The sequence below is a fragment of the uncultured Desulfovibrio sp. genome, assembly GCF_949282365.1.
Taxonomy (GTDB): Bacteria; Desulfobacterota; Desulfovibrionia; order Desulfovibrionales; family Desulfovibrionaceae; genus Desulfovibrio.
In genome coordinates this window covers 1-20149 of the sequence record NZ_CASDOY010000037.1, presented here as the reverse complement: position 1 = coordinate 20149, position 20149 = coordinate 1, and the positions used below count along the sequence as shown (strand labels likewise).

18 protein-coding genes are annotated in these 20149 nt (G+C 66.9%); 4 read left to right on the top strand and 14 right to left on the bottom strand.

Going from position 1 to position 20149, the window contains the following annotated elements; all coding sequences use genetic code 11:
- Window positions 1-362: 362 nt before the first annotated feature.
- The 5 genes from recJ to Q1X76_RS07600 form a co-directional block, all read right to left on the bottom strand.
- Window positions 363-2093 (bottom strand): single-stranded-DNA-specific exonuclease RecJ, encoded by a 1731-nt coding sequence (gene recJ, locus Q1X76_RS07620; RefSeq protein ID WP_300719053.1) that lies wholly within the window; start codon window positions 2091-2093, stop codon window positions 363-365.
- A gap of 105 nt (window positions 2094-2198) precedes the next feature.
- Complete coding sequence (gene pyrF, locus Q1X76_RS07615; RefSeq protein WP_300719052.1) at window positions 2199-2891, bottom strand: orotidine-5'-phosphate decarboxylase; 693 nt, start codon at window positions 2889-2891, stop codon at window positions 2199-2201.
- Window positions 2892-2907: 16 nt separating this feature from the next.
- Window positions 2908-3525, bottom strand: a complete 618-nt coding sequence (gene gmk, locus Q1X76_RS07610) for a guanylate kinase (RefSeq protein ID WP_300719050.1) — start codon at window positions 3523-3525, stop codon at window positions 2908-2910.
- A 71-nt stretch (window positions 3526-3596) separates the two neighbouring features.
- On the bottom strand, window positions 3597-4475 hold the full coding sequence (locus Q1X76_RS07605; protein ID WP_300719048.1) for a YicC/YloC family endoribonuclease: 879 nt from the start codon (window positions 4473-4475) through the stop codon (window positions 3597-3599).
- A 151-nt stretch (window positions 4476-4626) separates the two neighbouring features.
- Entirely contained in the window at window positions 4627-4926 is a 300-nt protein-coding gene (locus tag Q1X76_RS07600; RefSeq protein WP_300719047.1) for a zinc ribbon domain-containing protein, read from the bottom strand.
- 204 nt (window positions 4927-5130) lie between these two features.
- Here Q1X76_RS07600 and Q1X76_RS07595 point away from each other — a divergent pair, with 204 nt between their 5' ends.
- Complete coding sequence (locus Q1X76_RS07595) at window positions 5131-5712, top strand: DJ-1/PfpI family protein (protein ID WP_300719045.1); 582 nt, start codon at window positions 5131-5133, stop codon at window positions 5710-5712.
- Between the two features lie 300 nt (window positions 5713-6012).
- Here Q1X76_RS07595 and Q1X76_RS07590 read toward each other — a convergent pair whose 3' ends face one another.
- Both Q1X76_RS07590 and Q1X76_RS07585 read right to left on the bottom strand, forming a co-directional pair.
- Window positions 6013-6501 (bottom strand): hypothetical protein, encoded by a 489-nt coding sequence (locus Q1X76_RS07590; RefSeq protein ID WP_300719043.1) that lies wholly within the window; start codon window positions 6499-6501, stop codon window positions 6013-6015.
- Window positions 6502-6947: 446 nt separating this feature from the next.
- Window positions 6948-8294 (bottom strand): MiaB/RimO family radical SAM methylthiotransferase, encoded by a 1347-nt coding sequence (locus Q1X76_RS07585; protein ID WP_300719042.1) that lies wholly within the window; start codon window positions 8292-8294, stop codon window positions 6948-6950.
- Between the two features lie 68 nt (window positions 8295-8362).
- Here Q1X76_RS07585 and Q1X76_RS07580 point away from each other — a divergent pair, with 68 nt between their 5' ends.
- Window positions 8363-9442, top strand: coding sequence for a M15 family metallopeptidase (locus Q1X76_RS07580; protein WP_300719041.1), 1080 nt, complete (start codon window positions 8363-8365; stop codon window positions 9440-9442).
- Window positions 9443-9522: 80 nt separating this feature from the next.
- On the opposite strand, the gene pgl is transcribed toward Q1X76_RS07580, so the two are convergent.
- From pgl to Q1X76_RS07545, 7 genes are all read right to left on the bottom strand, one after another.
- Window positions 9523-10272, bottom strand: coding sequence for a 6-phosphogluconolactonase (gene pgl / locus Q1X76_RS07575; protein WP_300719040.1), 750 nt, complete (start codon window positions 10270-10272; stop codon window positions 9523-9525).
- Window positions 10273-10440: 168 nt separating this feature from the next.
- On the bottom strand, window positions 10441-11250 hold the full coding sequence (locus tag Q1X76_RS07570) for a methyltransferase domain-containing protein (RefSeq protein WP_300719038.1): 810 nt from the start codon (window positions 11248-11250) through the stop codon (window positions 10441-10443).
- Between the two features lie 361 nt (window positions 11251-11611).
- Complete coding sequence (locus Q1X76_RS07565; protein ID WP_300719037.1) at window positions 11612-12745, bottom strand: metallophosphoesterase; 1134 nt, start codon at window positions 12743-12745, stop codon at window positions 11612-11614.
- 87 nt (window positions 12746-12832) lie between these two features.
- Window positions 12833-14047 carry a DUF3825 domain-containing protein gene (locus Q1X76_RS07560; protein WP_300719036.1) on the bottom strand — a complete coding sequence of 405 codons (1215 nt, stop codon included), beginning with the start codon at window positions 14045-14047 and terminating at the stop codon, window positions 12833-12835.
- Window positions 14048-14173: 126 nt separating this feature from the next.
- Window positions 14174-14554, bottom strand: a complete 381-nt coding sequence (locus Q1X76_RS07555) for a RidA family protein (protein ID WP_300719035.1) — start codon at window positions 14552-14554, stop codon at window positions 14174-14176.
- 24 nt (window positions 14555-14578) lie between these two features.
- A complete protein-coding gene (locus tag Q1X76_RS07550; RefSeq protein ID WP_300719033.1) occupies window positions 14579-15805 on the bottom strand; it encodes an aromatic amino acid transporter in 1227 nt (408 codons plus the stop codon).
- The gene (locus tag Q1X76_RS07545) at window positions 15802-16758 is read right to left on the bottom strand and encodes a bile acid:sodium symporter family protein (protein WP_300719032.1); all 957 of its coding nucleotides are present in this window, start codon (window positions 16756-16758) and stop codon (window positions 15802-15804) included. Before Q1X76_RS07545 ends, Q1X76_RS07550 begins: the two co-directional genes overlap by 4 nt.
- Window positions 16759-17233: 475 nt before the next feature.
- On the opposite strand from Q1X76_RS07545, the gene ettA reads away from it, so the two are divergent.
- Window positions 17234-18916 carry an energy-dependent translational throttle protein EttA gene (gene ettA / locus Q1X76_RS07540; protein WP_300719031.1) on the top strand — a complete coding sequence of 561 codons (1683 nt, stop codon included), beginning with the start codon at window positions 17234-17236 and terminating at the stop codon, window positions 18914-18916.
- A 306-nt stretch (window positions 18917-19222) separates the two neighbouring features.
- Window positions 19223-20149 (top strand): DUF4139 domain-containing protein (locus Q1X76_RS07535; protein ID WP_300719030.1); only part of this gene is annotated, 927 nt, incomplete at its 3' end.

Here is a 20149-nt window from a genome sequence, read left to right as displayed (position 1 = left end):
CGGCAGGACCGGCGCGGGGAAGGCCCGCTGCTGCGCCGTTCCCAAAGGGTAAGCCTCAAATGGCGTCTGTGAAGGAGGCGGGGAAGATTTCGCGGAGATTTTCGCCATGCCGCGCCCGCTGGCGCTGGCGGCGTGCGCACAGGGATGCACGGGGCATCCCTTCTCCCCAAAGCAGCGCCTGTGGACAGTCCCCGGGGCCTGCTGGCACAGGTTTTACAATTTATCCAATCAAATAGATGGGATCGGCTGCACATGCCCAGTGAAGGAGGCGTGCCGCATGCTCCCGCGCCCGTCTGAAAAAGCGCGCGGGAAAGGATGGGGGCTCCCTTCCCCAAAAAAGCCGCGGACGGTGGCGACAGGCCCTAGTCGGCCGCGGGCTGCCAGTCCTTGATGCCCACGTCGATGGAGGCCACGCCCCGGTAGTAGTCCAGGCGCGGGGTATAGGCCACGCGGATGCGCGTGCCCACGGCGGCAGGGGGGAAGTCCGCGGCCATGTTCCAGCCCTTGGCCATGAGCGTGATGCCGCTGGCGCTGTCCTTGAGGCGCAGGCGCACATGGTCGCCGCTGTAGCCCAGGGGGCTGCGTTCCACCACGGTGAGTTCCGGCGAAGCGAAGACCGGCTCGGCATTGCCCGCGCCGAAGGGCTGCATGAGTTCCAGTTCCTGCAGGAAGGCGGCATCCGAGGCCTGACGGAAGTCCAGCTCGCATTCCAGCAGCAGGGCCGGGGTCAGGGGCTGCTCGCCCAGCTCCCGGGCCACCACCTGCTCGAAGGCCTCGCGGAAGCGTTCCAGCTGGTTGGGTTCCAGACGCACGCCCGCGGCCAGCCGGTGCCCGCCGAAGCCCGCCAGCACGGGGGCGGTCTGCTGCAGCCCGGCATAGAGGTCGAATTCGCGGATGGAGCGGCCGGAGCCCTTCATCATGCTGTTGTCGTCGCAGAGGATGATGGTGGGGCGGTAGAATTCCTCCACGATGCGCGAGGCCACGATGCCCACGATGCCGGGATGCCAGTCCCCGCCGTAGAGCACCAGGGCCGGGCGCTGGCGCTGTTCCAGCTGGCGCCGGGCCTGCTCGCGGGCGGCGGTCCAGATGCGTTCCTCCTCCTCGCGGCGCTGGGTGTTGAGGGCGTCCAGATGCTGGGCCAGACGGGCGGCCTCGGCGTGGTCCTTGCTGCGCAGCAGTTCCAGGGCCGTACCGGCCGCGCCCATGCGGCCAGCGGCATTGATGCGCGGGGCCAGGCGGAAGACCACCTGACCGGCGTTGAGCCGGGCCGCGGGGTCCGAGCCGCTCACGACCTTGAGGGCGGCGATGCCGGGGCGGGCGGCCGTGGCCAGTTTGTCCAGCCCGCCGCGCACGAGGATGCGGTTCTGGCCGCCCAGGCGCATGACATCGGCCAGGGTGCCCAGGGCCACCAGATCCAGCACCCCGTCCATCTTGAAGCGGCGGCCCGTGCGCGGGGCCAGGGCCGCGTTGACGGCGGCCATGAGGAAGAAGGCCACGCCCACGCCGGCCAGATGGGGGCAGGGCATGTCGTCTTCCGGGCCCAGACGGGGATTGCAGATGGCGTGGGCCGGGGGCAGTTCCGGCGGCGGCAGGTGATGGTCGGAGACGACCACGACCATGCCCAGCTCGCGGGCCCGGGCCACGGCGGCCACATCGGAGATGCCGCAGTCCACGGTGAGCAGGATGCCGCAGCCCTGCGCGGCCAGCTGCTCGATGCCCGGGATGTTCAGGCCGTAGCCTTCGCTGCGGCGGTCGGGCACATGCCAGAGAGCCTCCATACCGTGGGCCTCGAGCACGTCCAGCACCAGGGTGGAGGCGGTGATGCCGTCCACGTCGTAATCGCCCCAGACCGCCAGCTTTTTGCCGTCCAGCAGGGCCGAGGCGATGACCCCGGCGGCCTGCGGGAACTGGGGCCAGCGCGAAGGGGGCACGAGGTCGGGAAGGCGCGCCGAAAGGTAGGCGTCCAGCTCTTCGGGACTGTCCAGCCCGCGCCGCCAGAGGATGTCCAGCAGCAGGGGGGAGATGGAGAGTTCCCGGGCCAGGCCGCGCGGAGGCGTGCCTGCGGGCGGCTCACGGAACAGCCAGCGCTTCATGCCGCGACCTCCACGGCAGGAGCGTGCCACCGCCGGCGGGGGCGGGGGGCTGCTGCGGAAGGGATGCGGAGGCTGCGGGGGGCGCCGGCTGTCATGCTCTCTCCTTTAGACGGCGGCCGCCATCTCGGCCTGGATGGCGCGGGCGGCCTCGGCGGGCAGGGGGGCCTTGAGGATGGGGCGGCCCACCACCAGGAAGTCGGCCCCGGCCTGCACGGCACGGGCGGGCGTCATGATGCGCTGCTGGTCGTCGGTCTCGGCGCCCGCGGGACGGATGCCGGGGCACAGGCAGCGCAGGCCCTGGCAGGCGGCCTTGATGCGGGCGGCCTCATGGCCGGAGCAGACCACGCCGTCCAGGCCCCAGCCGCGGGCCTTGCCGGCCAGTTCCAGGGCGAAATCCGAGGGATCGGCGCTGATGCCGGGCATCTCGCCGGGGCCGAAGCTGGTCAGGGCCGTGACGCCGAAGAGCCGGGGGGCCTTGCTGCCGTAGCTGTCGGCGGCCAGACGGGCCTCGGTGCACATGCGCTCGCCGCCCTGGCAGTGCAGGGTCAGCAGTTCCGCGCCGGCGGCCGCGGCGGCCTTGACGGCCTGGGCCACGGTGTGCGGGATGTCGTAGAACTTCATGTCCAGGAAGACATGGAAACCCAGGTCGTGCAGTTCACGGATGATGTCCGGGCCGGCCAGGGTGAACAGCTCCATGCCCACCTTGCACCAGGGCACGGCGCCTTGCAGTTCGCGGGCCAGGACAAGAGCGTCTTCCTTGCGGGGCAGATCCAGGGCGACAATGAGTTGGGCAGCCATCGTTCTTCTTCCTTGCTTAAAGGAGATGTCCGTTGTTCAGGGCCTCCACCAGACCGGGGCGGCAGAGCGGGGCCAGGGTCGCTGCCAGATAGGCGGCGCGCAGATGGTCATAGGCCGTATCCAGATCGTCGTTGACGATGAGGGCGTCGTAGCGGGGCGCTTCGCGCATCTCGGCGCGGGCATTGGCCAGACGGCGCAGGATGACCTCCTCGCTGTCTAGGCCGCGGCCGCGCAGGCGGCGTTCCAGTTCTTCCATGGACGGCGGCAGGATGAAGAGGAAATGGGCCTCGGCCATGTTCTTGCGCAGCTGGGCCGCGCCCTGCACGTCGATATCGAAGAGGATGTCCTGCCCCCTGGCCATCATCTCCCGCACGGGGGCCAGGGGCGTGCCGTAGAAATTGCCGTGGACCTCGGCCCATTCGGCGAAATAGCCCTGAGCGCGCAGTTCCATGAAGCGTTCGCGGCCCAGGAAGTGGTAATCCCTGCCGTCCACTTCGCCTTCGCGGGGGGCGCGGGTGGTGCAGGAGATGGAATAGCCGAAATTGGGGAATTCTGCGCGCAGCCTTTTGATGAGCGTGGTCTTCCCCGTGCCGGAGGGCGCGCTGATGACCAGGGCGATGCCGAGTCTGTTCATGATCTCAAAACTCCTTCCGCAGGCGCGGCCGCACGATGCCGGAGGGGGGCGGCGCGGCCGGGGCCCGCCGTCTATTCGAGGTTCTGCACCTGCTCGCGGCATTTTTCCAGTTCGTTCTTGAAGTCCACCACCATGCGCGAAAGCTGCACGTCGGGGATCTTGTTGCCGCAGGTGTTGATCTCGCGGAAACATTCCTGCAGCGTGAAGTCCAGCCTGCGGCCGGCATCCTTGCCCGCGTCCAGCAGTTCGTGCAGACGGGCCAGATGGGTATGCAGGCGGGTCAGCTCCTCGGTGACGTCCAGGCGGTCGGCCAGGATGGTGATCTCCTGCAGGAAGCGGGTCTCGTCCAGGCCGTTGACGGCTTCCAGGGCCTCGTTGAGGCGCTCGCGTATGACGGCGGCGCGCTCCTCCTTGATGCCGGGCGCGCGCTCGGCGATGAGCCCGGTCCATTCCTCCATGCGCAGGACGCGGGAATGCATGTCGCGGGCCAGGGCGCGCCCCTCGGCGGCGCGGGCCTCGTTCCAGTCTTCCAGGGCCAGGGCCAGACCATCTTCCAGGGCCAGGCTCAGGTCTTCGTCCACTTCGTCGCCGGCATCGCCCCAGAGGCCGGGCAGGGCCAGCAGGGCATTGTAATCGGGGGTGAAGCCCTCGCCGCGGCTGGCGGCCAGCTCCTTGAGGCTGTCCAGCATGGCCCCGGCCTGCATGGCGTCGAAACGCGGCGCGGGGCCGTGGCCGCCGCTGTATTGCAGGCTCAGACTGATGTCCACGCGCCCGCGCGAGGCAAAACGGCGCACCACTTTTTCCAGGCGCGGCTCAAGGCTGCGCACGCTCATGGGCAAACGCCATTTGAGGTCCAGGTGGCGGCTGTTGACGCTTTTGACTTCCCATTGCTGGGTCACTCCGTCACTTTCCACCAGGCAGCGGCCGAAGCCGGTCATACTGCGCAGCATAGCATCCCCCTGAAGTAAAAATATTCGGCAACAATAGGCCAAGCAGCGGCATAATGCAAGGAACGCGCCCCGCACGGCTGGTACATGCCGCCGCACAGGGCGCGTCCCCGAAGATACGCGGGTATCCTGACAGGATACGCGGCGTCTAGGCTCAGGAGAACTTGCCGTTGCCGCCGCAGGCGGAACCGGAGCCGCCGGCGGGGGCGGCCGGGGCGCTGCCGCAGCTGCCGCCGTGGCTGCAGCCGGCCAGGCCCTTGCCCATGCGGGAGGCCAGCGGGTGCACCGGGCCGGGCTTGAAGGGGAAGGCGCCGGTCTTGAGCGGGCTGGGCACGCTCATCTGGCGCTGGGTCTCGGCATGGCCGCACTGGGGACAGGGGGGCGTTTCGTCGCCGAAGGCTAGTTCTTCGAATCTGGCCCCGCAGGCGGGGCAGACAAAATCGTACAGGGGCATGGAACTCTCCTTGCCGGGTTGTGATCCGCGCGGCGGCCGCCGCGGGACAGGAACATGTATGGGCAGGCGCGGCCTTCGGGGAAAATCTCCGGCGCGCCTCTTGTCTGTAAGGTCGTGCTGCTTATATAAGCAGTATAGCGATGATGGCAAGGGCCCGGCCGTGTCCCGTCACGGGCGGCGCGCCTTGTCCCACAGGAGAGAACGATGAAGAAGATCCTGCTGCTGGCCGGCGATTATGTGGAAGATTACGAAGTCATGGTGCCTTTCCAGATGCTGCTGATGCTGGGCTATGAAGTCCATGCGGTCTGCCCGGGCAAAAAGTCCGGCGACTTCGTGCGCACGGCCGTGCATGACTTTGAGGGCGACCAGACCTACAGCGAAAAGCGCGGCCATAATTTCGCCATCAACTACGATTTCGACAAGGTCGACACGGCCGACTACGCCGGTCTGGTGGTGCCCGGCGGACGCGCGCCCGAATACCTGCGCCTCGATGAGCGCGTGCTGGAGATCGTGCGCGAATTCGACGCCGCCAAAAAGCCCATCGCCGCCATCTGCCACGGCCCTCAGCTGCTGGTGAGCGCGGGCGTCCTCAAGGGCCGCACCTGCACCTGCTATGCCGCCGTCAAGCCCGACGTGGTGGCCGCCGGCGCCACCTGGCACGACTTCAACGCCACGGCCAGCAATGCCGTGGTGGACGGCAATCTGGTCACGGCTCCGGCCTGGCCCGCCCATCCGGCCTGGATGGCGGCCTTCGTCAAACTGCTGGGCGCGCAGATCAGCATCTAGGACAGGCCCATCCCGTGTCCTTTCAGGGAGCCGCTGCCGGGAGGCAGGGCTCCCTTTTTCATGCCGTGGACGCCTGTGGCGCGGCCCCGGAGCCGGAGACGCGGGCAGCCGCCCGCAGCCCGTGAGCGGAGGCGGGCGTGGCGCGGTCTTTTTTCCATCCCGCTAGATGCGGAGCTTCAAGCAACCAGCCGCCGGTGTGGCGCAGTTCCATCCCCCAGGTGGCCGGATCCGGTCCCGGGGCGGCTGCCTGTCAGACTGCTCTGGCTCGCGTGCCCTTTCTCCGGCGGGGAAAATTGCCGCCTACCTGGTGCGGGCAAGGAAGACGGCATCGTTGCGGTAGCGCACAGCAGGGGGCGCGGCCGGGCCCTCCAGGCCCCCGGCGCTCTCCTCGGCGAAGATGCCGCGCTGGCCGGGGCGTGAAACGAAGCCCGGATGCGGCTGGTAGTGCGGCTTTTCCGGCTGCCGCGGGACGGGCGTCACGCTCTGGAGCACGAGGCAGGCGCCGACACGGCGGGCCTGGGCGGCGGCATCCCCGGTCGCGGCGGGCACGGCGCTCTCCCAGGTGGCCCGTCCCAGACGGACATGGCCGTCTGCCAGGGCAGCCGCCGTGCGTTGTTCCAGAATGGAGGCCGGGACGGTCTCCACGCGCGGCGCAGTGCAGGCCTCGAGGGGCTGCGCGGTGCGGGCGTGCTCGTCCACGGCATGATAATGGCGGGCAAAACCGCCGGCGCAGCCGGATGCCAGCAGGGTGGCAGCCAGCAGAACGGTGATGGTCTTCAGGCGGGGCATGGGATCTCCTCTCTTGTAGGGAGCGCGGTGGTTGAGGGATAACGACGGTTATGAACGCGCCGGGATCCCCTCTCTTTCAGGGAGCGCGGGCCGACGGGGATGGCGGCCTCTTGTCTGCGGGCCGCGTGTCCTGGGCGGAAATGTGCCTGCCCGGGACCGGCCGGCAATGGGCGGCGGGGCCCGCCTGCCCGGAGGCATCAGGCGTGATGCCAAGCCGGTCGTGATACTTCTATATTATCAGGAATCATAATTTTTATCAAATAGCTCTGCAACGCGCGACTCCCGTGCCTGAAGGGCATCCGGGAAGGATGCGCCGGAAGTGCCCCGGGCGCCGGCAGCGGCTGGAGGCAGCCTGGAGAACCGTGCCCGCCGGCGGCGAAGACGGCCTGCGGACATCGACGGCAGGGGCGGGGCCCTCCCCGCAACAGCTCCCCACCGGAAAGCGCCTAGCCGTCCAGCGCTTCCACCAGCAGGCCCTTGTCCGTGACGGACAGGGGCCGCACAGCCAGCAGTTCGCGGCCGGGATGGGCCCCGGCAGGCAGGACGCAGGGCACATAGTATTCATTGACGCCCTTGGCGGTCCCGGCACGACGGGCGGACGCCTGGTCAGGGGCGGGGCTGTCGGCGGCCAGCCACAGGCGCGGCAGGGCCAGCTGCTCCTGCCAGAAGGCTTGGCGGCGTCCTTCCACGGCGGCGCGGACACGGGCGGCCCGCTCCTGTCTGACCTGCCGGGGCAGATGGCCGTCGAAGCGGTCGGCGGCGGTGCCGGGGCGGTGGGAATAGGGGAATACATGGGCATAGCTGAAGGGCATCTCGCGCACGAAGTCCAGCAGGCAGGCCACGTCTTCCTCGCGCTCGCCGGGGAAACCGGCGATGATGTCCGCACCCAGGCCCATGACGGGCCAGTGGGGGCGCAGGCGCTCCACGGCGTGCCGCAGCATGGCCGCCGTATAGTGGCCGCGCCCCATGCGGCGCAGCACGGGCTGGCTGGCATGCTGCAGCGAGATGTGCAGATGGGGGCAGAGCATGCGGCAGGCCATGAGGCTGTCCAGACCTTCATCATTGAGCTGGGAAGGCTCCAGCGAACTGATGCGGAAGCGTCCGCGTCCGGCGAATTCCGGCGCCAGGGCCGCGTCCAACCGGCGCAGCAGGCTCCAGAAATCACCGAAGGCGGCGTTGTCCCGGCCGTACTGGCGCAGGTTGATGCCCGAGATCATGATCTCGGCATGACCGGCCAGCAGCAGACGGCGGGCCTCGGCGATGACGTCCTCCGGCGGGCGGCTCAGGCAGCGGCCGCGGGTGAGGGGCACGATGCAGTAGGTGCAGCGGTGCTGGCAGCCGTCCTGCACCTTGAGCACGGGCCGGGCGCGCCGGAAGCCGCTGATGGCGAAGGGCGGATAAGCGGGTGCGCACACGGCTGCCGGGGCAGCGGCCTCCTGCGCCGTCCAGGGCCCGGCCAGCAGGAGGCGCTTGTCGCCCTGGGGCAGGATCAGGTCCGGCCGTACGCAGTCCTCATGCCCGTGGCGGCAGAAATCCTCGAACAGACGGGCCGCGCAGCCGGTCAGGATCAGGCGCGCGCCGGGGGCCTCGCGACGCAGGCGGAAAACGGCGTTGCGCGCGTCGCGTTCGCCCCGGGCCGTGATGGCACAACTGTTGACGCAGACCACGTCCGCTGCGGCGGGCTCGTCGCATTCTACGCCGCCGTGCGCCTGCCAGGCTTCGCGCAGGGATTGCGTTTCGTACTGGTTCACCTTACAGCCAAAGGTCATGAAGTAGAATTTCCATGCATGCATGGCAGCTATGTAGGGCAAAGGCCGTCATCTTGACAAGGGGCGGTCGTGCCCGGGGATGGAGGACGACGATGGACAAAAGCCAAGGACGGCATCCGCCGCGCTGGTGCCGGATGCTGTTGCTGCTGGCCCTGACGGTGTTGTGCTGCCAGTGGGCGCTGTGCTTTCCGGCGGCGACGGCCGGGAGCAACGGCGCGGCCGCCGCTGCGGCAGCGGGCGCCGGCACGGCCGGTCCGACGGTGACGGCCCCAAAAGACGCCACGGGTCGGGAGAGCGCTGCCGGGGCGGGGCTGGAGGGCCTCTCAGCGGAAGACCGTCTGAACCTGCTCTGTCTGCGCGCTGCCTATCCGCAGATCAGGGCCGTGGAGAGGGGGCCCGACGGCATATGGCTGTGCCTGGACGGGGAGCGGCGGGTGCTCTATGCCACGGCGGCGGAGCTGGCCGCCCGGCCCTATGCCGCTGCCGCCCTGCCGGACAGGGCCGCAGGTCTGGCGCGCCGTCTCGATCCCGCGCACCTGGATGTCTCCCTGCGCGCCAGCATGCACCTGCCCTATCTGCCGGACCCGGAACGTCCGGCCACGCCGGCGGGCTATGCGCCGGGGCGCTGGCGTTCCTATGCCTTCCTGCAGGCCCTGTACGGCGCCGATGCGGCCACGGTGCGCAAGGGGCTGGAGCGGGTCTCCTTCCAGGGGCGCACGGTACGGATGCATGCGGCGGCGGCACGGGCGCTGGCCGCGGTGGAGGCCCGCCTGCGGGACGTCACGCGACGTCGGCCGGCACTCAAGGCCTGGCTGGTCTCAGCCGGGGGCTTTGTGTGGCGCCCCGTCGCCGGCGAGCGGCGTCTGAGCCCGCATTCCTTCGGCATCGCCATCGACCTGAGCCCGCAGCGCGCGCCCTACTGGCGCTGGTCGCGGCAGGAAAGACACCCTCTGCAGCAGACCTACGACAGCGAGATCGTCCGGGCCTTCGAGGACGAGGGCTTCATCTGGGGCGGCAAGTGGCACGAATATGATTTGATGCACTTTGAATACCGGCCCGAGATCATCGCCAAGGCCCGGCTGCTGCAGCGGCTGGAGGCAGCGGAGGCGGCCACCGGGCAGGAGGGCCTGTTGGGCGGCGGGGATGCCGTCCATGACCGGGAAAAACCGTGACCGGAACAGGCCGAAAGTGGCAGGACAGACAAAAAGGCTCCCTTGCGGGAGCCTTTTGTGTCTGTGTCGTCGGTCGGGGACTAGTCCTGACCGGTGGCGGCGGCTTCGTCCACGACCCAGATCAGGTCGCCCACGCCGGGGCGCACCATCTGGGCGGGCAGGGTGGGTTCGGCCAGCAGGTCGAGGACCTGACCCAGGACCTTGTGCTTTTCCTTGCCCGTGACCAGGAACATGCAGCAACGGGCATTGTTGAGCACAGGCAGGGTCAGGGTCAGGCGGTCGGCCTTGCGTTCAGGCACATACTGGTCGATGACCAGGCGGTTGTGCTCGGCCAGGGCCGGGGAATTGGGGAAGATGGAACCGGTATGGCCGTCATCGCCCATGCCCAGGAGCATGAAGTCGAAGCGGGGCAGCTCGTTGGGGCCGAGGTTGAAGTCCTGGCGGATCTGCTGTTCATACTTGACGGCCGCTTCCACGGGGTCGATATCGCCGCGCATGCGGTAGAAGTGGGTGGCGGGCACATGGCTCAGCAGCTCGCGGCGGGCAAGGCCGTAGTTGCTTTCCGGGTCGTCGGGGCCCACGCAACGTTCATCCACCCAGAAAAAGGTCATTTTGTCCCAGGGCAGGCGGTCGGCCCAGTCGCTGGCCGCCAGCAGGCGGAACATGGGCACGGGCGTCTGGCCGCCGGAAAGGGCGATGCGGAAAATACCGCGTTCGGCCACGGCTTCTTCGCAGGCGGCGGCCAGGATGTGGGCGGCGCGCTCGGCCATGGCGGCGGGATCTTTGTGGATATGCACGGAAAGATGGATGGATCTGCTGCGCGCTTTCATGCGGGGCTCCTTATGGTAGACTGCTGGACAAAAACGGCGCGGCGCGGGCCGCCGCCCGTGTTACTGGCATTTGCTTGAGGACGTACCACCATAATGCACCCTGTGTCCGGCGGCAAGCCCTCCGGGGCCTGGCGACGGCGTCCGGCCGGGCGGGAAGGCCGAAAATCCTCACGGCTGCGCTGTTCTGCCGGAGGAAAATTTTTTTGTCCCCGCCGTCCGCCCGTGTCGGGCAGGGACCTCCTGCTCCGGTGCCGTGCCTGCCGCGCGCAGCGTATCGTATTCCATGACCGGACGCGAGGTCTCCAGGCGGGGGCGCAGACGCAGGGGCAGGGGCGTGCCCGTGCGGCGCGGGGCCATGTCCAGCCGCAGGGCACACCAGGCCCCCAGCGGCAGGCGGGAAAGGCCCACGCTCCAGGCCCTGGCCCCCAGATGCCAGCGGCAGGCGGGCCGCCAGAGGCAGCTGGAGATGTGCAGACGCCCGGCGCGGGCAGCCAGACGCCGCCAGAGCTGCCAGAACGGCAGGGAGTGCTCCGGCCAGGCATGGCGACGGCAGGAGAGCTGCCAGGCGAGCCAGGGCAGGGATGCGCTGTTCCAGAAGGTGACGACCAGGCCGCAGGCCGCCACGCGGCAGGCCTCGTCCAGGGCCGCGGGCACGGCCGCCGGGGGCAGGTCCTCGGCCTGGAGCAGCACCCAGTCGAAACTGTTGTCGTCAAAGGGCAGCCAGTCGGCTGCGGCCGCCGCCACCTCCACGCCTTGCGGGGCCCTGCGCAGGGCCTGTCCCCGCAGGGCCGGGGACGCCTCGCAGGCGGTCAGGTCAAAGCCGCTGTGCCAGAGCGGCCGCAGGAAATGGCCCGCGCCGCAGCCCGCCACCAGCAGGCTCCGGCCCCGGCGCGGCCAGGGGGCCAGCGAGGCGAGCAGCAGGGCCGTGCGTTCCGGCAGGGTCGTATGAGCATGGAAGCGGGGAGGCTGGCAGGGCATGATACTCCTGGGCGAAGGGGTCGGGGATGGGACGGGAAAGGCACGTCCGTTCCAGTGTACGGTGCGGCGCGTTTTCGCGCAATGCCGGAGGCGGGCAGCCCGGGGAGCCTTTGTGCGCACGGGACGCGGCCCGGATGCGGCCCCGGCGGGCGGAAAGGGACGGCCCCGGCGCAACGGCGCCTCTCCTCCGGCGTGGATGGGGCGTGGCAGCGATGCCGCATGGCTGCCGCAGCGGGCGGTCTGCAATGGCTCCCGGGGCGTGCCTGCACCGGCTCTTCGGGCAACGACCGTGGCCGCTGCGGATCCGGCGACAGATACCGGAACAGGCCCCGGGACAGAGGCCGGAAGCGGGCCGGGCCGGTCAGGAGTGCTGCCCGTCGGGGGCACGCAGGATGAGCAGCGTGATCTCGGACGGCACGCCCAGGCGCAGGGGAAAGCCGCCCCACAGGCCGCTGCCCGGGCTCACATGGAGGCGGGCCCCGTCCTGCGCGTACCAGCCGCGCACGAAACCGCCGTTGAACAGGGCCACGCCCCTGTCCAGCAGCAGGGCGAGACCGCCGTGGGTATGGCCGGAGAGCTGCAGGTCCACATGCGGGGCGGTCTGGTGGAAGAGCTCCGGCTTGTGGGCCATGAGCAGGCGCGGCCGGGGCGTGCCGGACAGGGCCGCGGCCGGATCGGGCCCGGGCAGGCCGAAGCGGGCGGAGACGTTGTCCGTGACGCCGGCCACGGTCAGGCGGCTGCCCCGCACGGACAGGACCACGGCCGCGTTCTCCAGCAGGGTGATGCCGTGAGCGCGCAGTACGGGCCGCCAGGCGGCCAGACCGGAGTAATATTCATGGTTGCCCGTGCAGGCGAAGACGCCCAGCGGCGCGCGCAGGTCCGCCAGGGGGGCGAAGTCCTCCCGGCGCATGGCCGGGCTGCCGTCCATGAGGTCGCCCGTGAGCAGGATGAGGTCCGGCCTGAGGGCATTGGTCCTCTCCACCACGGCGCGGGTCCAGTCCGCGGGGAAATTGCGACTGACGTGCAGGTCCGTGAGCTGGACCACGCGCAGGCCGTCCAGCGCGGCGGGCAGGCCGGGCAGGACGACCTCCTGCGTGCGCGCCTCGGGCACGCGCAGGGCTGCGGGCACGGCCAGGGCCGTCAGCAGCACGGACGCCGCCAGCAGTCCGAGCATCTGGGCATTGCTGCCGGGCAGGGCGGGCAGCCGCGGGCAGAGGCGGCGCAGGAGCAGCCAGATAAGGCAGACGGCATCCCGAATCAGGGAGAGCAGGGCCAGCAGGAAGAAGAGCACATGCGGCGCTCCGGTGCCGACCAGCAGCCAGCGCGGCAGCTCGGGATTGAAGGTGGCGTAGAGCAGGGCGAAGATGTGCAGACGGAAGCCCACCAGCAGCACCAGCAGGGCCAGCAGCAGCTTGAGGGGCCTGCCGCAGCGCAGGGGCAGCACGCAGCGGGCCAGGACATAGACGCACAGGATGGTGGTGACGAGCTTCAGCATGGAATACGGAGTGTGATCTGAATGTTATACCACTGGAATGGACTGTCTTACATTTTTTTTGCCGGGCTGCCCGCCTGAATGGTGAAATTATAACGAATCAATAAGAGATGAGGATAGCCAGTCGCTGTCTGGACGACAAATCAGTCGCGCACTCTGATAGGCCCATTCCAATCGAAGAATCGTATGTCCCTGATACTGACCAGACTCTGTCCTCTCAACGACAAGAGCCACATCAGCTTTGTCGTCACTAACTAGGCATAATGGCAATAGAAGATTTACCTTTCTTGTACGCGTATAATACATTGGAATAGCTGTTTTGTAATTCCAGCGTACTTTTTTGATTGCATCTTCAATGGCACCATTGATTAGGGCAATGGCTATCCTGTAGGCTCTTCTGTCTTCATAAAAGGCATTTTTCAATTCGGAAACATAGTCATCAAATTCATCCTCTGTCATTTTTGAGCAATCTTTGCAGATGAAATTCTTTATGTTTAGATTTTTGAAAAAATGAATCGGTATTCTGTCGGCATTGTCTATCAGGATATGTTCCCAGTCGACACACGGCATCCCGGCATGAAGATTATAAATTAAATCAGCAGGATTGGAGAAGTAGTCGGCTGCTTCGGGGAGTTCGGGGAATTCCCGGACAAGAAGTTTCCCGTCAGCGCCTTCCCCCTTGGTGCAGAAGGATTTAAGGAACCATTTCTGCTGATTATTTCTGTTGAGGGCGAAAAGAGCAAATATTTGCTCGTATTTTCTGTCGACAAGCCCTGTATTGAATATGGCAAATGATCCGGAGGGGCTTTCTTTTATTTTTTCTTCATGTAACAGTCGAATGAATGTATAGTTCAAGTAATTTTCAAGAAGTTCATATGGATTTCCTGTTTTTGGTCTGTCGCCCAAATACCACTTTTCAGATAGAGCCAAATTTGCCAGCTCGTCATAACGTTGTGGGGGTATATATGCAAATCTTTTTATATTATCGTAGGTATTTTTGTTTAAAGAATATCCAAAACCTTTTTCCGCAAAATCATCAGGGATGATATCAATAAGCTGAGCAAAGTACCGGGATGGATAAATGGATGTATCTTCTGTTAATTTAATATAATGATCAAATTTTTGTAAAATATCTTTAAGCTTTTCTTCTCCGTAATTCCTGGGAGAAAATGTTTCATCGATTATTTTCAGCTTTTGTCCCAACGTACAAATATCAATATCGCGTTCGATGGCATCCTCGTCAGTTCCAACGCCTAGAGCCATTTTGAATGCCGTCATGAGCATTTTTGACAAGCTGTCAGGCATGGTCTCCTCCATAGGGGTTAGGGGCACATTTCGGGAGCCGCACCATACTATATATTTTGCGGCAGGTTGTCCGCAAGGAAGGGAGCGCCCGGCGGCACGTCCCTCCCTGCGGATCAGCGCGGGCGCCTAGCGGGCGGCGATGACTTCCACTTCCACCTGAGCGCCCAGGGGCAGGCTCTTGACGGCCACGCAGGAGCGGGCGGGGAAGGGTTCGCAGAAGTATTTTTTGTAGACTTCGTTGACCTTGGGAAAGTCGTTCATGTCAGCGATGAAGACAGTGGTCTTGACCGCATTGGCGGTGGTCAGGCCCTGGGATTCCAGCAGGGAGACCACGTTCTTGCAGCACTGTTCGGCCTGGGCGCAGATGTCGCCTTCCACCAGTTTGCCGGTGGCGGGGTCCAGCGGGATCTGGCCGGAGAGGAAGAAGATGTCGCCCACGCGGATGCCCTGGCTGTAGGGACCCACGGCGGCGGGAGCATGGGGGGTGCTGATGACGTCCTTGTTCATGGAGAACTCCTTGGATGATGGCTGCTACTTGAAGACAGGCAGCAGGTTGAAGACGTAGAGGATGTGGCAGACGGCCACGATCAGGCCGTAGACCAGCAGCAGGGGCACGGTGGTGGCCCCGCCGGGCGCGCGGTAGAGGCTGGCCTGGAACTTGCGGCGGCTGGCGCGCAGCAGCAGGGCGGGCACGATGACCGACCAGACCGAGGCCGCCAGACCGGCCCAGGCGATGGCGGGCAGGAAGCCGTCGGGCCAGATGATGCCGCCGATCATGGGCGGCACGAAGGTGATGAGCATGGTCTTGGTACGGCCCAGACGGCTGTTGTCGAAGCCGCAGAGGTCGGCCATGTAGTCGAACAGGCCCAGGCCCGCGCCCAGGAAGGAGGTGGCGATGGCGAACAGGGCAAAGGCTTCCAGCATCTTGAGGATGACGCCGCCCAGGCTGGTGCCGGAGGCGGCCACCAGATCGCCCACATTGGTGATGTGCCGGAAGTCGTCGCGCGGGATGATGCCGTCGGCGGCGGCGATCCAGGCCACATAGCAGAGCAGGGCTATGATGGTGCCGATGCGCAGGCAGCTGTTGATGGTGCGGGCGTCCTTGCCCAGATATTTGATCAGGCTGGGCACCGAGGCGTGGAAGCAGAACGAGGTCAGGTAGGTGGAGGCCGCGCCGAAGATGAAGATGAACTGGCCGCTCTGGCCGTCCAGGCCCAGCATGGAGTCCAGACGGGCCTGGCCGATCATGCCGCCGATGGAGAGCAGGAAGGTGATGACCATGCCGCCCATGAGGATGGCGGACAGGCGGTCCACCGCCCGGGAGCTCCACCAGACGCAGGCCGTGAGCAGCACGGTGAAGATCAGGCTGGTGAGGACGCGGGGCGGGGTGATGCCCCAGCTGGACTGCAGGGCGTGCTGGACCACGGAGCCGCCGCTGCTGACATAGGCGTAGACCAGGGTATAGAGGACGAAGGCCACGGAAAAGCCGTTGAGCACGCTCCAGAAGGACCCCAGGGTGTTCTGTACCAGGGTGTGCAGGCTGTCGCCGGGCTCGAAGAGCAGGTTGACTTCAAGAATGGCCTGGCTGGCGCGCAGCATGCAGAACCACGACAGCAGCATGAGCACCATGGACCAGTTGAACCACATGCCGGCCGAGGTCATGGGCAGGGCGAGCATGCCCGCGCCGATGGCCGTGCCGGCCACCATCATGGAGCCGCCCAGAGTGCGTTGGAAGCCCTCGCCGAAAATGAACTTCATGAATCCTTCTCCCCGGAGTCAGACGTTATGGCCCGCGTTGCCCAGAAATTGGCGAGCAGGGCGCCGGAAATGTTCTGCCAGACGCTGAACAGGGCGCCGGCAATGGCGGCGGCAGGCGTGAAATGCGCCAGCGCCAGGGCTGTGGCCAGCCCGGAATTCTGTGTGCCTATCTCGATGGACAGGGCGCGACGGCGCGGCGGCGTGAAATGCAGCCGGCAGGCGGCGGCCCAGCCCACGGCCAGACCAAGGACATTGTGGGCGATGACCGCCGCGAAGATGGCGGGCCCGGCCGTGAGGATGCTGTTCGCGTTGACGGCGATGATGCCCGCGATGACCAGGGTGATGACCAGGGCCGAGGTGAGCGGCAGGACGGGCATCAGCCTGTCCACCAGGCCGCGCTGCCAGTGGTGCAGCACCAGGCCCAGCAGCACGGGCAGGAGCACGATCTTGACGATGGAGAGGAACAGGCCGCCCATGTCCACCGGCACCCAGACCCCGCCCAGCAGCCAGGTCAGGAAGGGGGTCAGCAGCAGGGAGACCAGGGTCGCCGCCGCGGTCATGGCCACGGAAAAGGCCACATCGCCGCGGGCGATGAAGGTCAGCACATTGGAGGCCGTCCCGCCCGGCGCCGTGCCTACCAGGATCATGCCCATGGCCAGCTCGGGCGGCAGGGAAAAGAGGTGGCACAGGCCGAAGGCCAAAAGCGGCATGCAGGCGAACTGCACCAGCAGGCCCAGCCCCAGGTCGCGGGGACGGCGCAGCACATGGCTGAAATCCTGCCAGTGCAGGGTCATGCCCATGCCCAGCATGATGACGCCCAGAAGGACGGAGATGTGCGGCGCCACCCAGGCGAAGAGCCAGGGCTGCCACAGGGCCAGCACCGAGAAGGCGATGATGATGACACCCATGAAGCGGGTCAGGGTGATGCTGATCCTGCGCAGCGCTGACAGCATGAAGCCTCCTCCTTGCCGGCGTGATGGACCACGCATTTTGGCAGAGACAGGACGGCAAATCAAGCTGTTCGTCCGGGGACGCGCATGGATGGTTTGAAAGACAGTAGCGAATACTCTGTGCCGGTCGTTCGTCCGGGGATCGCACGGGCGGGCAGGCAGCACCGTGGCGTCCTTGTCGGTCAGCACATGGACCGGGGAGGCACGGGGACGGGCGACCGGGCGGCGGCTGCGGCGGGGAGCGCCGCTGTCCGTTCTGGGAGCGCCGCCGGAAGGAAGGGCGTCAGGCGCTTCGCCTGCGGGATGGCCCCCCGGCAGGCGTCCGTCCGCGTGCGGACGGAAGCGCTTGCCCGCGCTCACGCCTTGCTGACGTCGGGCATGTTCCCGTACGGCTGCCCGCCGCTTGAAATGTGCGGCAAGCCCGGCTAGACTGTCTGACCCGCCGGCCCGGCCGGCAGACATCACTTTTGAGGATACTATGAGCAACGAACCGGACAAGATCATTTATTCCATGATCCGCGTGTCCAAGCGTCACGGCCAGAAGGAAGTGCTGAAGAACATCTCCCTTTCGTACTTCTACGGGGCCAAGATCGGCGTTTTGGGCCTCAACGGTGCGGGCAAGTCCAGCCTGCTGAAGATCCTGGCCGGTGTGGACGAAGCCTTTGACGGCAAGACCGTGCTGGCTCCCGGCTACACCATCGGCTATCTGGAGCAGGAACCCCTGACCGGCGAGACCCGTACCGTGCGCGAGGTGGTGGAAGAGGGCGTGAGCGAACTCATGGCCATCGCCAGGGAGTTCGAGGAAATCAATGCCCGTTTCGCCGAACCCATGGAACCTGAGGAGATGGATGCCCTCATCGAGCGGCAGGCCCAGGTGCAGGAGCTGATGGACCACAAGGGCGTGTGGGATCTGGACGCCCGTCTGGAAATGGCCATGGACGCCCTGCGCTGCCCCCCGGCCGACATGACCGTGGACAAGATCTCCGGCGGCGAGCGCCGTCGCGTGGCCCTGTGCCGCCTGCTGCTGCAGGCCCCGGACATCCTGCTGCTGGACGAACCCACCAACCATCTGGACGCCGAATCCGTGGCCTGGCTGGAACGCTACCTTTCCACCTTCCCCGGCACGGTCATCGCCGTGACCCACGACCGCTATTTCCTGGACAACGTGGCCGGCTGGATCCTGGAGCTGGATCGCGGCCACGGCATCCCCTGGAAGGGCAACTATTCCTCCTGGCTGGAGCAGAAGCAGAAGCGCCTGGCCAATGAGGAAAAGGCCGAGGCCGAGCGCCAGAAGACCCTGGCCCGCGAACTGGAGTGGATCCGCATGTCGCCCAAGGGCCGCCACGCCAAGGGCAAGGCCCGCCTCAACGCCTATGAGGCCATGCTCTCGCACGAGAGCGAGAAGCGCGCGCCCGACCTGCAGATCTACATCCCGCCGGGACCGCGCCTGGGCAAGAGCGTCATCGAGCTCGCCGGCGTCAGCAAGAGCATGGGCGACCGCGTGCTGATGGATGATGTCAACGCCATCATCCCCGCCGGCGCCATCGTGGGCATCATCGGCCCCAACGGCGCCGGCAAGACCACGCTCTTCAGGATGCTGGTGGGCCAGGAACGGCCCGACAGCGGCAGCGTGACCGTGGGCGACAGCGTGCAGTTCGCCTATGTGGACCAGGGCCGCGAGTCCCTGGAACCGGGCAAGAGCGTGTACGACATCATCAGCGAAGGGCACGAGACCATCAGGCTGGGCAGCCGCGAGGTCAATGCCCGCGCCTACTGCACGCGCTTCAATTTCCACGGCGCGGACCAGCAGAAGAAGGTGGACGTGCTCTCCGGCGGCGAACGCAACCGCCTGCACCTGGCCCGGATGCTGAAATCCGGGGCCAACGTGCTGCTTCTGGACGAACCCACCAACGACATCGACGTCAACACCATGCGCGCCCTGGAAGACGCCCTGGACAACTTCGCCGGCTGCGTGCTGGTGGTGAGCCACGACCGCTGGTTCCTGGACCGCATCGCCACCCATATCATGGCCTTCGAGGGCGATTCCAGCGTCGTCTTCTTCGAGGGCAATTTCAGCGAATACGAGGAAGACCGCAAGAAACGTCTGGGCAAGGAGGCGGAGACCCCGCACCGGCCCAAGTTCCGCAAGCTGACCCGCTGATCCTGACGGCCTGTCCCGCTCCCGTCCCGTCTCTGCCGCCTCCCGCCGGAGCGCGGGGGACGGGGCGGGGCCGGCCTTTTCCATACGCGCCTGCCGTATCGTGGCGTCGGGCGCGCCTTTCGAAGGTGGCGGCAGGGTGCCGCGCCTTCCGTCCCGGCCGGGACGCTCCCGTTCCCCGGCCTTCCTTCCGCCATCCTGCCGGGGCCTCCGTCCCGGGCGCCGTTTCCCTGTCCTGGTCCGTGTGCCGGGCCTGCCCCTCCCCGTGCGGGATGGTAAAAACTGACTTCAAAAGTCAGGAATACGCCGATGAAACAGAAAACGACTGGAACCCGTCGCCTGCCCGCCGTGATCTGCGGCGGGCTGCTCCTGCTGGGTGCAGGCCTCATGGCCGCGCCTGCGCCGCTCCTGGCGCGCGAGAGCGCGACCGCGGCGGCCTTTGGTCTGGTGGACGATGCGCCGCATGCCTTCCTGCGTCCGCAGCGGGTGGAGCTCTTTCCCGCGCATGCCCTGGTGCGCGGCGAGGAGGAGCTCCCTGTCAGCGTGCGGGACGGCGTCAAACGGGTGGAACTTTTCGTGCCCGAGAACGCCCGTGACCTGCATTTCGATCTGGATGGCGCCCGTCTGGTCAGCTGGCGCAGCCGCATGGCTCCCGCCGTGGCGGCCGACGGCGACGCCCGCCGCCGTCAGGACCTGCTGGCCCGCAAGCGCGTGGTGGAAGGCGATCTGGAAGCCGTCTCCGCCCGTCTGGGGCTCTGGACGGCCCGCGCCGGCGAACGGGGCCTGGAGGAGCTGGAAAAGCTGGACGCGCGCATGGCCGAGGTCATCCCCAAACTGCGCGGACGCCAGGCCGACCTGCAGAAGGAGCTGAAGACCATCACCGCCATCCTGGCCAGCCTGCCGCGCGCGGCGGAGAGCGGCCAGCTGGCGATCCTGCTGCTGGATGACGTCCCGGCCGGGACGGTGCGGGTGCGCTATGCCTATACCCTGGACAACAGCGGCTGGGAGCCTGTGTACGATCTGGATGCCCGGCCGGAAGACGGTCTGGTGCGCATCCGGCTGACGGCCCTCCTGCGCCAGAGCTCGGGCATGGACTGGCGGGACTGCGAGCTGGCCGTGGTCTGGCAGGACAGCCTGCCGCTGGCGGCGCCGCCCCTGCCCGTCTGGCGGGTGGACGAGGTGTCTCTGCCGCGTCCCTACGGCCGGGCCGCCGCGGCCTTCAAGGGGGCGCCCGTG

Excerpts from the sequence above, each read along its gene's own strand:
- Q1X76_RS07545 (WP_300719032.1), bottom strand. The coding sequence starts at position 16,758 with ATGCTGTCAGCGCTGCGCAGGATCAGCATCACCCTGACCCGCTTCATG.
- Q1X76_RS07590 (WP_300719043.1), bottom strand. The coding sequence starts at position 6,501 with ATGCCCCGCCTGAAGACCATCACCGTTCTGCTGGCTGCCACCCTGCTG.
- Q1X76_RS07560 (WP_300719036.1), bottom strand. The coding sequence starts at position 14,047 with ATGCCTGACAGCTTGTCAAAAATGCTCATGACGGCATTCAAAATGGCT.
- Q1X76_RS07570 (WP_300719038.1), bottom strand. The coding sequence starts at position 11,250 with ATGCCCTGCCAGCCTCCCCGCTTCCATGCTCATACGACCCTGCCGGAA.
- Q1X76_RS07555 (WP_300719035.1), bottom strand. The coding sequence starts at position 14,554 with ATGAACAAGGACGTCATCAGCACCCCCCATGCTCCCGCCGCCGTGGGT.
- recJ (WP_300719053.1), bottom strand. The coding sequence starts at position 2,093 with ATGAAGCGCTGGCTGTTCCGTGAGCCGCCCGCAGGCACGCCTCCGCGC.
- Q1X76_RS07585 (WP_300719042.1), bottom strand. The coding sequence starts at position 8,294 with ATGCATGCATGGAAATTCTACTTCATGACCTTTGGCTGTAAGGTGAAC.
- pgl (WP_300719040.1), bottom strand. The coding sequence starts at position 10,272 with ATGAAAGCGCGCAGCAGATCCATCCATCTTTCCGTGCATATCCACAAA.
- Q1X76_RS07605 (WP_300719048.1), bottom strand. The coding sequence starts at position 4,475 with ATGCTGCGCAGTATGACCGGCTTCGGCCGCTGCCTGGTGGAAAGTGAC.
- ettA (WP_300719031.1), top strand. The coding sequence starts at position 17,234 with ATGAGCAACGAACCGGACAAGATCATTTATTCCATGATCCGCGTGTCC.
- gmk (WP_300719050.1), bottom strand. The coding sequence starts at position 3,525 with ATGAACAGACTCGGCATCGCCCTGGTCATCAGCGCGCCCTCCGGCACG.
- Q1X76_RS07595 (WP_300719045.1), top strand. The coding sequence starts at position 5,131 with ATGAAGAAGATCCTGCTGCTGGCCGGCGATTATGTGGAAGATTACGAA.
- Q1X76_RS07565 (WP_300719037.1), bottom strand. The coding sequence starts at position 12,745 with ATGCTGAAGCTCGTCACCACCATCCTGTGCGTCTATGTCCTGGCCCGC.
- Q1X76_RS07550 (WP_300719033.1), bottom strand. The coding sequence starts at position 15,805 with ATGAAGTTCATTTTCGGCGAGGGCTTCCAACGCACTCTGGGCGGCTCC.
- pyrF (WP_300719052.1), bottom strand. The coding sequence starts at position 2,891 with ATGGCTGCCCAACTCATTGTCGCCCTGGATCTGCCCCGCAAGGAAGAC.
- Q1X76_RS07580 (WP_300719041.1), top strand. The coding sequence starts at position 8,363 with ATGGACAAAAGCCAAGGACGGCATCCGCCGCGCTGGTGCCGGATGCTG.
- Q1X76_RS07600 (WP_300719047.1), bottom strand. The coding sequence starts at position 4,926 with ATGCCCCTGTACGATTTTGTCTGCCCCGCCTGCGGGGCCAGATTCGAA.